General features: G+C 67.8%; 10 protein-coding genes. 4 read left to right on the plus strand and 6 right to left on the minus strand.

Annotation, left to right across the window (positions count from 1 at the left end; genetic code table 11):
• A partial coding sequence (locus tag AB4Y43_RS39615) for a DUF3857 domain-containing protein (protein WP_368730226.1) occupies positions 1-1,570 on the plus strand: 1,570 nt, incomplete at its 5' end.
• A 7-nt stretch (positions 1,571-1,577) separates the two neighbouring features.
• Here the strand turns inward: AB4Y43_RS39615 and AB4Y43_RS39620 are convergent.
• The 5 genes from AB4Y43_RS39620 to glgC form a co-directional block, all read right to left on the minus strand.
• Complete coding sequence (locus tag AB4Y43_RS39620; RefSeq protein ID WP_368730227.1) at positions 1,578-2,792, minus strand: branched-chain amino acid ABC transporter substrate-binding protein; 1,215 nt, start codon at positions 2,790-2,792, stop codon at positions 1,578-1,580.
• Between the two features lie 304 nt (positions 2,793-3,096).
• Positions 3,097-3,558, minus strand: a complete 462-nt coding sequence (locus AB4Y43_RS39625; protein ID WP_368730228.1) for a hypothetical protein — start codon at positions 3,556-3,558, stop codon at positions 3,097-3,099.
• Positions 3,559-3,659: 101 nt separating this feature from the next.
• Positions 3,660-4,532: a pyridoxal kinase PdxY gene (gene pdxY / locus AB4Y43_RS39630; protein ID WP_069269349.1), complete on the minus strand. Its 873-nt coding sequence runs from the start codon at positions 4,530-4,532 to the stop codon at positions 3,660-3,662.
• A 161-nt stretch (positions 4,533-4,693) separates the two neighbouring features.
• Positions 4,694-6,184 (minus strand): glycogen synthase GlgA, encoded by a 1,491-nt coding sequence (glgA, locus tag AB4Y43_RS39635; protein ID WP_368616115.1) that lies wholly within the window; start codon positions 6,182-6,184, stop codon positions 4,694-4,696.
• Between the two features lie 105 nt (positions 6,185-6,289).
• Positions 6,290-7,555: a glucose-1-phosphate adenylyltransferase gene (gene glgC, locus AB4Y43_RS39640; RefSeq protein ID WP_069269342.1), complete on the minus strand. Its 1,266-nt coding sequence runs from the start codon at positions 7,553-7,555 to the stop codon at positions 6,290-6,292.
• A 395-nt stretch (positions 7,556-7,950) separates the two neighbouring features.
• Here glgC and AB4Y43_RS39645 point away from each other — a divergent pair, with 395 nt between their 5' ends.
• Positions 7,951-9,069, plus strand: coding sequence for an alpha/beta fold hydrolase (locus AB4Y43_RS39645; protein ID WP_368730229.1), 1,119 nt, complete (start codon positions 7,951-7,953; stop codon positions 9,067-9,069).
• A 24-nt stretch (positions 9,070-9,093) separates the two neighbouring features.
• On the opposite strand, the gene AB4Y43_RS39650 is transcribed toward AB4Y43_RS39645, so the two are convergent.
• The gene (locus AB4Y43_RS39650; RefSeq protein ID WP_368730230.1) at positions 9,094-10,098 is read right to left on the minus strand and encodes an LLM class flavin-dependent oxidoreductase; all 1,005 of its coding nucleotides are present in this window, start codon (positions 10,096-10,098) and stop codon (positions 9,094-9,096) included.
• 434 nt (positions 10,099-10,532) lie between these two features.
• Between AB4Y43_RS39650 and AB4Y43_RS39655 the strand changes: the two genes are divergently transcribed.
• Both AB4Y43_RS39655 and hpnI read left to right on the plus strand, forming a co-directional pair.
• On the plus strand, positions 10,533-10,802 hold the full coding sequence (locus tag AB4Y43_RS39655) for a hypothetical protein (RefSeq protein ID WP_342945566.1): 270 nt from the start codon (positions 10,533-10,535) through the stop codon (positions 10,800-10,802).
• Complete coding sequence (hpnI, locus tag AB4Y43_RS39660; RefSeq protein WP_342945567.1) at positions 10,799-12,088, plus strand: bacteriohopanetetrol glucosamine biosynthesis glycosyltransferase HpnI; 1,290 nt, start codon at positions 10,799-10,801, stop codon at positions 12,086-12,088. Before AB4Y43_RS39655 ends, hpnI begins: the two co-directional genes overlap by 4 nt.
• Positions 12,089-12,309: the final 221 nt, after the last annotated feature.

The following is a 12,309-nucleotide window of genomic DNA, read 5'->3' on the forward strand; positions in this document are numbered from 1 at the left end:
CGTGCAGGAGCCGCGCTCGGCGGGCGCGCCCACGTTCGAGGACGGCGTGCTGCGCACGGTGATCTTTCCGGGCGTCCAGGTCGGGTCGCGCGTGCATCTGCGTTTCGCCAAACGCCGCGCGAAGGCGCTCGACGCGGGCTCGTTCTCGTACTTCGTCGAGCCGACGGGCGAACCGGTCGAGTTTCAGCGCCTCATCTTCGATTTGCCCGCCAGCGTGCCGCTCCACGCCGACGCGCGTGGCTACGCGGCGCTCGCCCCCGAGACGGCGAACGGCCGCACCCGCTACGCGTTCGACTACCGGCACGGCCCCTATCCGCCGCTCGAAGCTGGGGCGGTCGCCTACGTGAACTGGGGCGACCGGCTGATGGTGTCGACAATGCCCGACTTCGCCGCGTTCGCCGCGCGTTATCGCGAAGCCGCCGCCGATCCCACCGGGACCGATCCGGCCATCGCGTCGCTTGCGCAGGCGCTCACGGCGGGCGTGAGCGACCCGCGCGAGAAGGCGCGCCGCATTTACGACTGGATGCGCTTCAATATCCGCTATGTCGCGCTCTTTCTTGGCGAGACCGCGGCCGTGCCGCATCGCGCGACCGACATCCTGCACAACCGCTACGGCGACTGCAAGGACCACGTCGCACTCTTCAGCGCGTTGCTCGCGGCGGTGGGCATACGCGCCGAGCCGGTGCTGCTCGATCTCGGCCCCGTCTATACGCTGCCCGACGTGCCGGGCTATGGCGCGCACGCGATCAACCATGCGATTGCGTGGCTGCCCGACCTCGGCGTGTATGCGGATACCTCTTCGGGCGGCTACGCGTTCGGTTATTTGCCGCCAGGCGTGATGGACCGGCCCGTGCTGCTCGTCGACGACGGCGTGCTTTCGCGTACGCCCGCGACCGGGCGGCGCGAGCGCACGGCGCGCTTGTCGCTCGAGGTGGGCGCGACCGGCGACGCCGCCTACAGCTACTACGTGGAAGACGAAGGCGCGGGCGCGGAGCCCGAGCGCAACTCGTTTCGCCGCGCCACGCACGCGCAGGCGCAGCAACTCGCGGCACAGCGCCTGCGGCTCACCGGACTCGCCGGCACCGCGCACGTCAGTACGGCCCCGACCGAGGCAACCGACGGACCGTTTTCGGTGACGATGGAAGGCACACTCGATCATGTGGTCTGGCGCGACGGCACGACGGCAATCCCCGCCACGAGCAGCTTCACGGGTGGCATTGCCACGCAGATCGACAGCTGGCTCGCGCAGCCGCGCCGCACGCAGCCGTGGGCGTGCATCGGCGGGGAATTCACGGAGAGCGCGCAGATCGTGCTGCCCGCGTTCGCGCGCGTGACCGATGTGCCGCAAGACACGCAAGCGAGTGACGCGTTTCTCGACTACACGTCGCATTACGTGTTCGACGCGCGCTCGCGCACGCTGCAGATCGAGCGGCGGCTAGCGGCGCGTTTTGGTCACCAGATGTGCACGGCCGACGAATTCGCGCAGATGCGCGACGCGCTCTTGCGCATCGAGCGCGACACGCACGCGCAGATCGTCGTGCGGGCGGCGAGCGCGCCGCAGCAACCGTGAGCGGCGCTCAGCCGCCGCGCGTCGTCACGGGCACCCACACGCCTTTCTTCACCTGCCAGAGCGTGGAGGCGCCGTTCTTGAGCGAGCCGTCTGGCTCGAAGGCAATGCGGCCCGTCACGCCGTCGAAGGCGAGCGTCTTGAGCGCGCTGCGGTAGACCTCGGGTTGCGCCGATTTCGCGTTGACCATCGCGTGGATCGCGGCCCACGCCGCGTCGTAGCCGAACGGCGCGTAGGCGAGCACGTTAGCGCCGAAGCGGGCTTTATAGGCTTGCTCGAAACGCGGGCCCTCCGGCAGTTGCGCGAGCGGGCGGCCGTACTCCCAGGCCATCGCGCCTTCGGCTGCTGCGCCCGCGGCCTGGGTGAAGTCGGCGTTCGCCACGCCGCCGCCGCCCACGAACTGCGCGTTCATGCTGCGCGCCTTCATCTGCTTCGCGAGCGCCGCGCCCTGGTGCGCGAGGCCGCCGAAGTAGAGCAGGTCGGCATCGGCGGCCTTGATTTTCGCGAGCTGCGGGCCGAAGTCGCTCGCGATGCTTTGCGCGAACTCGCGCGCGACCACGTTGCCGCCATGCTCGCGCACCGCGCGCTCGAACATGTCGGCTTCGCCCTGACCGAAGGCGGTGCGATCGTCGATGATGGCCACGCGTTTGGCCTTCATCACGTCCACGGCCCAGGCGCCTGCGATGCCGGCGTTCTGCGCGTCGTTTGCAATCACCATGAAGGTGTTCGCGAAGCCTTGCGACGTGATGACGGGATTGGTGGCCGCGGGGCTGATCATCGGGATGCCCGCGCTCTCGTAGATGCGCGAGGCCGGAATGGCCGAGCCCGAGTTGAAGTGGCCGACCACGGCGTTCACTCCCTGATTCGCCAGCGTCGCGGCGGCCTGCACGCCGAGGCGTGGGTCGCTGCGATCGTCGATGGGCACGAGTTCGAAGTGCGCCGCCTGCTCGCCGATCTTGAGGTTTTGCGCGTTCGCCTCGTCGAGGGCGAGCTGCACGCCGTTTTGCAGATCGCGGCCGTAGTCGGCGGAGTCGCCCGAGAGCGGCGAGACGAAGCCGATGCGCACGTCGAGCGGGCCGGCGGCCAGAGCGCTGCGGCTCGCGCCGAGCGTGCCGATGGTGGCCAGCGCGCCGATCAGGAGCCCAGCCGCAAGCCTGCGGCACGCCCGGTAGGGCGTGGCGAATGCGCAGGCGCCAGCGGTTGCAGGCGCGGCAGCGAGACTCATGGTGACTCCTTGCGCGACAGCGGCGCGGTGTTCTTGTGTGCGTTTTGTCCGGGTACGCCGCGCCGCGCGCCGGCGTGGCGCGTAGACGGGGCGTCTCGTGTTCGGGTCTTGCGTCTTGCTGTTTGCGACTGCGGCTTGCCGGAACGGGCTGTGCGACGGCTGCGCGCGTGGGTGGGGTGTCTCGTGGGGGTCTCAGCCAGCTCCCCATGTGCGCCGGCCGGGCGCGCGCCTTCGCGAGGCGGCGGATGGCGAGCAATATATCAGGCTGCCAGGTCAGCCGCTCACGCCGTGCCGCGCGCTCGGGCTACTCGCCCCTTTGCAGTTCGAAGAGCGCGTCGCGCAGGCGCACGAGCGGCGCCATGGTGTCGGCGCTCGCCCATGCTTCGAGGTCGTCGAGCGCGCGGTTGCAGCCGTCGAGCACCACGTCGAGATCGACGGGAATGCCATTGGCGAGCGCGAAGCGAATCGTCGCTTCGAAGCGTGCGCATTCGTCGTCGCCGTACGAGATGTCGAGCGTGTCGGCAACGGTCTGGGCGATGTCGCTGCGTTCGCGCTCGCTCTCGTCGACGAAGTCGATGATGCCGCGCGCGACGTCGGGTGCATGGTAAAGCGCGATGTCGAGCCACACGGCGGCGTCGAAACCGCTTTCGTGGCTGTGTTCCTCGAAGTATTCGATGGCTTCCTGCTCGTGGGTCTCGCCGGCGTCGACGGCAAGGCAAAGCTGCTCGAAATACTCTTCCTGCTCGCTACGGATTGAATCGGACATCGGTCATTCTCTAAAGACGGTGGGCGCCGCGGCCGTGCACTGTGTCTGGCCGCCGCGAGTCATGCGGACGGCATTATAGGCCGCGCGCGCACCGCTTCAGTTTAGGCGGCTTCCACCGCCCAGGCGTCGAACCATTCGCGCGGGCGCGCGATCTGGTCTTGCGCCGCGACGATCTCCAGCTCGTAACGGCCTGCGTCGTAAGTCGCCTTCACTACGGCGTTCACGGCCGCGAGCGTGTGTTCGAACGCGCGGCGCAGCGAGTCGCCGAGCATCAGGCGCGCGACGAACACCGCGCTCGTCACGTCGCCCACGCCCACCGGCTGGCGCGCGAACGGGTAGAGCGGGCGCTGGCCGAGCCATGCTTCATGCTCGGTCACGACGAGCATGTTGAAGCGGTCGGCAGGGCTGTTGCGGTCGAGCAGATGCTTCACGAGGACCAGCTTCGGGCCGCGGCGCAGCAGTTCGCGGCACGCGAGCACACCTTCTTCCGCGGTCTCGATCTCGCGGCCCACGAGTCGTTGCAGCTCGATGTGATTGGGGATCATCGCGTCGGCGACCTCGGGCATGTTGCGCACGAGGAACTCCTGAATGCCGGGCTCGACGCGGCAGCCGTTCTCGGCGTTGAGCGTGCCCATCACCGGGTCGCAAAAGTAGCGCGCCTGCGGGTTGGCGGCCTTGACGGCGCGCACCACGTCGATCACGGCCTGGGCCTGCTCGGGGGCGCCGAGGTAGCCAGAGAGCACCGCATCGCAGCGCGGCAGCACGCCGATCGCGCCGATGCCTTCGACGAGATCCACGACCTCGTCCGAGCCGATGGCGGCGCCGGTCCAGTGGCCGTATTGCGTGTGATTCGAGAACTGCACCGTGTTGAGCGGCCAGACATTGACGCCCAGGCGGCGCATGGGAAACACCGCGGCGCTGTTGCCCGCGTGACCGAACACGACGTGCGACTGGATGCTCAAAACGTTTTTCATGGCCGGTCCAGATTTCGTTATCGCTTGCGGCGCTTCGAGCAGCGCGCCTTTGCGCAGGTGCAGCAACGATAACCGAATTCGCTGCGCCCAGTCGATGGATGCGTGGGCGCGGTGTTGCGCGCGTGCTCGCTGCCAGCGGCTGCAATGCGTCCGGGCGGGCGCTAGGCCACGACGTGTTGACCGGCCAGCTCGCGATAGAGCGCCATGTAGCGTTGCGCCGACGCGGCCCAGCCGAAGTCCTGCTGCATTGCACGCGAGCGCGTCTCGCGCCAGTCGCGGCTGCGCCCGTAGAGCGCGAAGGCGCGGCGGATCGCGGCCGTGAGCGCGTCGGGCTCGAAGCGCTCGAACACGAAGCCGGTGGCGAGACCATCGGCGAGATTCTCCAGCGAGGCATCGACCACCGTATCGGCGAGTCCGCCCACACGGTGCACGAGCGGCAGCGCGCCATAAGCGAGCGCATAGAGCTGCGTGAGCCCGCACGGCTCGAAGCGCGAGGGGACCATCATCACGTCGGCGCCCGCGACGATCTCGTGCGCGAGCGTCTCGTCGAAGCCCAGCTCCACGGCCACCGATTCGGGATGCTGGTGCGCGGCGCGCGTATAGCCCTGTTCGAGGCTAGGGTCGCCGGTGCCGAGCACGACGAGCTGCCCGCCGCGCGCGACGATCTCGGGCAGCGCCGCGAGCAGCAGGTCGAGGCCCTTTTGCTCGGTGAGCCGGCTCACCACGCCGAACACCGGGGCGTCGTGCTTCTGCGCGAGCTTCATGCGCGTCTGCAGCGCCGCCTTGCAGCGCATCTTGCCGCTCTGGCGTGTGGCCGAATAGCGCGTGGCGATGGCCGCGTCGCTCGACGGATTCCAGACGGCGTAGTCCACGCCATTGAGAATGCCGACGAGGTCGTGCGTGCGTCCGCGCAGCAGCGCCTCGAGGCCGCCGCCCTGGGCGACCGTCTGAATCTCGCGTGCGTAGGTCGGGCTCACGGTCGTGATCTTGTCGGCGAAATAGAGGCCGGCTTTCAGAAATGAAAGCTGGCCGTAGAACTCCACGCCATGCATGTCGAAGAAGTCGCGCGGCAGGCCGAGCGTGTCGAACTGCTGCGCGGGGAAGATGCCCTGATACGCGAGGTTGTGAATCGTGAAGATCGAGCGCGCGCCGCCGGGCGCCAAGCTCGTGCCGCGCTCGCGCGCCGCCGCGCGCAGGTAGGCCGGCGCGAGTCCCGCATGCCAGTCGTGCGCCTGCACGATCGCGGGCGCCCAGTCGGCATCGAGGTGCAGCGCGAGTTGCGCGGCGGTCCAGCCGAGCAGCGCGAAACGTTGCGCGTTGTCGCCGTAGGGCACGTGCTCGGCGTCGAGGTAGGGGTTGCCGGGGCGCGCGTAGAACGCATCGGCGCGGATCATGTAGACGGCCAGCTCGCTGCCGGGCAGACGCCCGAGTTCGAGCGTCGCCTCGGGCGCGCCGAACGTGCGCGTAAGGCGCGCGACGGGGCGCAGGTCCTCGAGGCCGGCCGCCACGGGGGCGAAGCCCGGCAGAAGCAGGCGGGCGTCGGCGCCTTGTTCGATCAGCGCGGCGGGCAGGGCGGCGGTAACGTCGGCGAGGCCGCCGGTCTTCAGGAGCGGATACAGCTCGCTGGCTACGTGCAGGACGCGAATGGTCATCGGGAGTCAGTCCTCTCGGTGCTCGGGTTGCTTGCGGGTTGTTTGCGGATTGGCGCGCCCGTGAGCGAAGCCGGTCTCGCGGATCGGCTTCGCGGGGCGCATGGACTAGCCAGGCAGTTTCGCCAGCGCCTCGCTCGTGACCAGCACGACGCCGCTCTCGGTGCGATAAAACCGCTCGGCGTCGCTCGCAGCGTCTTCGCCGATCACGGTGCCGTTGGGAACCGTGCAGCCGCGGTCCACGACGACCTTGCGCAGCCGGCAACTCGTGCCCACCGTCACCTGTGGCAACAAGACTGCCTCGGCAATGTTGCAGAACGACTGCACGACGACATTCGACGAGAGCACCGAGCGCGAGATCTGCGAACCCGAGATCACACTGCCGCCACACACGATCAGGTTGGTGCCCGAGCCCTGCAGGCCGTTGAGGTCGCGCACGAACTTGGCGGGCGGCAACTGTTCCTGGTAGGTCCAGATCGGCCAGTTGCGGTCGTAGAGATCGAGCGCGGGGATGGTCGAGGCGAGGTCGAGGTTGGCGGACCAGTAGGCGTCGACCGTGCCCACGTCGCGCCAGTAGGGTTCGGCGGCCGGGTCCGACGACACGCAGGACATGCTGAACGGATGTGCGATCGCATGGCCGTCGCTCACCACGCGCGGAATGATGTCCTTGCCGAAGTCGTGGTCGGTGGCCGAGCGCGCGATGTTCTCTTCGAGCAGTTTGACGAGATAGTTCGTGTCGAACACATAGATGCCCATGCTCGCGAGCGCGATGTCGGGGCGGCCTGGCATGGCGGGCGGATCCTCGGGCTTTTCGACGAAGCCGGTCACGCGGCGCGACTCATCCACGGCCATCACGCCGAACGCGCGCGCTTCCATGCGCGGCACTTCGATGCAGCCCACCGTGCAGTCGGCGCCGCTTGCGGCATGGTCGGCGATCATGCGCGTGTAGTCCATCTTGTAGATGTGGTCGCCGGCCAGCACCACCACGTATTTCGGCCTGATCGAACGAATGATGTCGATGTTCTGGTAGACGGCGTCGGCGGTGCCCCGATACCAGTGCGCGCCTTCCACACGCTGCTGCGCGGGCCACAGATCGAGGAACTCGTTGAATTCGCCGCGCAGGAAGCCCCACCCGCGTTGCAGATGGCGCAGGAGCGAGTGCGCCTTGTACTGCGTGACGACCGCAATGCGGCGGATGCCCGAATTCAGGCAGTTCGAGAGGGCGAAATCGATGATGCGGTACTTGCCGCCGAAGTACACGGCCGGCTTCACGCGCTTGTTGGTGAGCGGCCCGAGGCGCGTGCCGCGGCCGCCAGCGAGCACGATGGCGAGGGTGGTGCGTTGCAGATCGTTGAGGCTTGCCGGGGTTTCCATGGTCGTCTCCTTGTTGTGCCCCCCGGTACGGCCGCCGCGGCCCGCCTCGTCGTGCCCGGGCCGGTGCGGTCCTTCTTTCGCGTGCTTGTCGCGTCCCTGATGCGGCGCGTCTCGCGGTGCAACACGCGTGCGTCTCTCGCGTCGCGGACGTCTCGTGCGTCCTGTATTGACTGTTCTAGCACCGAATGCAGCGTAGCGCGAATTGCCGGTGCCCGGTGCCGGAGATGCGCGCCGCAGTCGTGCGAGGCGCTGATGAGCAGCAAACCGCATGCCCTACAGACGCGCTGGACGAGAAAGCCGGCATGAGCGGGGCGGGGCCGCTAGAATCGCTGGCTGTACCGGCGCCATCTCGCCGTCCTGTTCTTCTGTCCGACCTTTCGCCCGATCTCCCGTCGATGAGAGCCATCCTGAACCACACGCTTGCCCGCTTTGCTGCCTTCGCTCCCTTCGTTGCCGCGCTGAGTGCGGCCGCGCTCTGTCACGTCGCCCTCGCTGCCGACCCTGAGGCGAGCGATGCCGCGCCGTCGTCGGCGTCGTCACCGCAAGCCGCGATCGAGACGCCCGACGGCCCCGCGTATGGTGCCGAGCTGCAGGGCTTCGAGTATCCGCATCCCGTGCATGACTTTGCGTTCGTTTCGCAGGGGCAGACGCTGCACATGGCGTACATGGACGTGCAGCCCGCGAAACCGAACGGACGCACCGTGGTCCTGCTGCATGGCAAGAACTTTTGCTCGGCGACGTGGGACGCCACCATCCGCGAGTTGCACGCCACGGGCTACCGCGTGATCGCGCCGGACCAGATCGGCTTTTGCAAATCGAGCAAGCCCGCCTCGTATCAGTTCAGCTTTCAGCAGCTCGCGCGCAACACGCATGCGCTGCTCGCGGCGCTCGGCGTGCACGATGCGACGATCGTCGGCCATTCGACGGGCGGCATGCTGGCGGTGCGCTACGCGCTCATGTATCCGGGCGAAACGGAGCAGCTCGTGCTCGTGAACCCGATCGGGCTGGAAGACTGGAAGGCCAAGGGCGTGCCGTCGATTTCGGTCGACGACTGGTACGCGCGCGAGCTCAAGACGAGCGCTGACGGTATTCGCCGCTACGAGCAGGCCACCTATTACGCGGGCCAGTGGCGGCCGGCCTACGAGCCGTGGGTGCAGATGCTGGCGGGCATGTATCGCGGGCCGGGCAAGACGCAGGTGGCGTGGGACTCAGCGCTGCTCTACGACATGATCTACACGCAGCCGGTGATCTATGAGTTCGGGCAGTTGCAGGTGCCGACGCTCCTGCTCATCGGCGACAAGGACACGACCGCCATCGGCAAGGATCTCGCGCCGCCCGAGGTGCGCGCGCAGCTCGGGCACTATCCGGTGCTGGCCAAAGCCGCGCAGCGCGCCATTCCCCACGCGACGCTGGTGGAATTCGCCGATCTCGGGCACGCGCCGCAGATGCAGGATCCGCGGGCGTTTCATGCCGCGCTGCTCAAAGGCCTCGACGCATTGAACGCCTCGCACTAAGGGGGCGTTCGCACGCGGGCGCGGTTACCGTCCCGCGGCGGCTTCCTTCAATTCATCGCGCGCCTGCGCCGCCATCTCGAACGAACGCAGACGCGCCGCGTGGTCGTAGATCTGCGCGGTGACGATGAGCTCGTCCGCGCCGGTCTGCTCGATCACCGAGGCGAGGCCCGCACGCACGGTTTCCTGGTCGCCCACCACGGAGCAGGCGAGCGAGTGCGACACGCCGGCGAGTTCGAACTCGTTTGCCGCGATCTGCTCGACCGGCGGCGGCAACTGCCCCGGCGTACCGCGCCGCAGATTCACGAACTGCTGTTGCAGCGAGGTGAAGAGAAAGCGCGCTTCTTCGTTGGTGGGCGCGCCGAACACGTTCACGCCGACCATCGCATGGGGCCTCGCGAGCACCGCCGACGGACGGAACTGCGAGCGGTACAGACGCAGTGCCGTGAGCAGATGGTCGGGCGCGAAGTGCGAGGCGAACGCGAACGGCAGACCCATGGCCGCCGCGAGCTGGGCGCCATAGAGGCTCGAGCCGAGGATGTAGAGCGGCACGTTCAAACCCGCGCCGGGCACCGCGCGTACGCGCTGGCCTTCGACGGGCGCCGCGAAATAGCGCTGCAGTTCGGCCACGTCGTCGGGGAAGCTGTCGGCGCTGCCCTGCAGGTCGCGGCGCAGCGCGCGCGCCGTGGTCTGGTCGGTGCCGGGCGCGCGCCCGAGGCCGAGGTCGATGCGGCCGGGGTAGAGCGCTTCGAGCGTGCCGAACTGCTCGGCAATCACGAGCGGCGCGTGGTTTGGCAGCATGATCCCGCCCGAGCCCACGCGGATGGTCTGCGTGCCGCCCGCCACGTAGCCGATCACCACCGAAGTCGCCGCGCTGGCGATACCCGTCATGTTGTGATGTTCGGCCAGCCAGAAGCGGTGGTAGCCGAGGCGCTCGGCGTGCCGGGCGAGATCGAGGGTGTTGTGCAGCGCGGCGCCGGCATGGGAGCCTGCCGGGATGGGCGAGAGGTCGAGTACGGAGAAGAGGGTCATGGGCTAGCGTGGGGCCTGTATGAGGGGCGCGACGCGCGTGCTGTGCGCCGGGTGCCCGACGCGAGGCCGCAAGGCAGTCGCAAGGTGCGGCCATTGTGCCAAACCACTTTCGTTCGTGCTGGCGGCCTTCGGGAACCCATGCAGGCGGCGTGGGTTCAGAAATGGCTGATTGCCTTTACGCCCAGTCAATTTGAATATTAACGAGAACTACTCCTGTTTCAATGCAAAAGCCGCGCTTTCAATTCAGAATTATTAAAGAACCATTTCTAGATGCTTACCGAATTTTTTCGGGTCGGAAAAGCGCTGGAAGGCAGCCGTTTAATCGCTGAAATAGTTACGCTTTTACAACTTTGGCAACGCATTTTCCCGCGTCCGTCGGAAGCAACTGACGGAGCTTGCTGATACAATTTTCGGCGTCGAATCGGGGATCGACCATGTCCAATGTTTCATACGATGGTTTATCTCCCTTCGTTGTTTGTTCAATTGCCTCGCATCCTGCAAACCGGCATCCATTGTCTGGTTTCCCGCTTCAAATACGTAATGCGGCTAAGATGCGCGGCTTATTTCTGGATTTTCAGGGCAGGGAAATGGTACGTGGTGAAACGCGAATTCCGGTCGGGGCACCGCAGGAGCTTCTCCCCTTGCGCGCAGCCCGCGGCGAGCGCGGCTTGGCCCACGTGACCCGGCAAGGCGGCGCGTCATGACGGTGGCGCAGGTTTTCGCCATCCCGGCGGCCTGGCCCGTGCTCGTCTGGGTCGTGGTCGTGCTGTGCGGCGTGGCCGCTTTCTACGGCCTCGTTGCCGCGCTGACGATGCCGCGCCTCGGTTCGGCCGCGCTCGTGCGCGAAGCCGCGCGTCGTGCGCGCCGGGCGCAACCGCAGCCTGTGAGCGTGCTCAAGCCCTTGTGCGGCGCCGAGCCACGCCTCTACGAGAATCTCGCGACCTTCTGCGAGCAGCGGCATCCGCGTTTTCAGTTGCTGTTCGGCGTGTCGTCGCCGGCGGACCCGGCCATTGCCGTGGTGCGCCGGTTGCAGGCGGCGTATCCCGGCCACGACATCGAACTCGTGATCGACCCGCGTGTGCACGGCAGTAATCTCAAGGTGAGCAACCTCATCAATCTGGCGGCGCGCGCGCGCTACGACGCGATCGTCGTGGCCGACAGCGATATCGCCGTCGAGCCCGACTATCTGGAGATCGTCACCGCGCCGCTCGCCGACCCGGACGTGGGCGTCGTGACCTGTCTCTACAGCGCCCGCAGCATCGGCGGTTTCTGGCCCCGCGTGGGCGCGCTCTTCATCAACGAGTGGTTCGCGCCTTCGGTGCGCGTGGCGCATTCCACGGGCTCGCGCGCGTTCGGTTTTGGCGCGACGCTCGCGCTTTCCCGTGCGACGCTGGAGCGCATCGGCGGTTTCGCCGCGCTCAAGGACTGCCTCGCCGACGACTATCTGCTCGCCCGCTATGCGCGCGATCACGGCCTCGCCACGGTGCTGGCGCCCGTCGTGGTCGCCACCGACGTGATCGAGCCGACCTTCGGCTCGCTCTGGCTGCGCGAGACGCGCTGGCTGCGCACCATCCGCTCGGTGAATCCGGCGGGCTTCGCTTCGCTGTTCATCACGTTTCCCACGCCGTGGCTCGTGCTGGGCGCGCTGTTCTACGGCCTGCTCGCGGCCGGCGCGGGCATCGGCGCGTGCGCGACGACGCGCGCGGCGCTGGCCGGACTCGCCACGGCCACGATGGCGGGTATCATTGCGCGTTTGATACTGCACGCGCGAGCGAGCGGAAGCTGGCGAGGGTTCTGGCGCGATTTGCCGCTCGTGCCGCTGCGCGACGTGCTGCTGGCGCTGCAGTGGCTTTCCGCCGCGTTCGGCTCGCACGTGATCTGGCGCGGCGTGCGCGTGAGCGTCGCCAATCCCGAGGCCGCAGCGCCTTCCGCCATGGCCAGGCCCGCGAGCACGCGGCGGCCTGCCGTCGAAGGATCGGACGCTCGCTGAGGCGTCGCTTTGATACCGCGCTAGCGCGCTTTTTTACCGAATTGTCACCCCAATCATCACCCGGCACAGTACGGGTACCCGGAGCACTCATCGCATGAAAACGCTGTTTCTGCAGGCCCCGTCGTATGACGGCTTCGACGGTGGCGCGGGCTCGCGCTACCAGGCAAAGCGCGAGATCCGCTCGTTCTGGTATCCCACCTGGCTCGCGCAGCCCGCGGCCC

The organism is Paraburkholderia sp. BR10872, from assembly GCF_040965835.1.
Lineage (GTDB): Bacteria > Pseudomonadota > Gammaproteobacteria > Burkholderiales > Burkholderiaceae > Paraburkholderia > Paraburkholderia nodosa_A.

What these genes read in the sequence shown, in the direction of transcription:
- AB4Y43_RS39655 (WP_342945566.1), top strand. Translation starts at nt 10,533, where the DNA reads ATGTCCAATGTTTCATACGATGGTTTATCTCCCTTCGTTGTTTGTTCA.
- AB4Y43_RS39645 (WP_368730229.1), top strand. Translation starts at nt 7,951, where the DNA reads ATGAGAGCCATCCTGAACCACACGCTTGCCCGCTTTGCTGCCTTCGCT.
- glgC (WP_069269342.1), bottom strand. Translation starts at nt 7,555, where the DNA reads ATGGAAACCCCGGCAAGCCTCAACGATCTGCAACGCACCACCCTCGCC.
- pdxY (WP_069269349.1), bottom strand. Translation starts at nt 4,532, where the DNA reads ATGAAAAACGTTTTGAGCATCCAGTCGCACGTCGTGTTCGGTCACGCG.
- hpnI (WP_342945567.1), top strand. Translation starts at nt 10,799, where the DNA reads ATGACGGTGGCGCAGGTTTTCGCCATCCCGGCGGCCTGGCCCGTGCTC.
- glgA (WP_368616115.1), bottom strand. Translation starts at nt 6,184, where the DNA reads ATGACCATTCGCGTCCTGCACGTAGCCAGCGAGCTGTATCCGCTCCTG.
- AB4Y43_RS39625 (WP_368730228.1), bottom strand. Translation starts at nt 3,558, where the DNA reads ATGTCCGATTCAATCCGTAGCGAGCAGGAAGAGTATTTCGAGCAGCTT.
- AB4Y43_RS39620 (WP_368730227.1), bottom strand. Translation starts at nt 2,792, where the DNA reads ATGAGTCTCGCTGCCGCGCCTGCAACCGCTGGCGCCTGCGCATTCGCC.
- AB4Y43_RS39650 (WP_368730230.1), bottom strand. Translation starts at nt 10,098, where the DNA reads ATGACCCTCTTCTCCGTACTCGACCTCTCGCCCATCCCGGCAGGCTCC.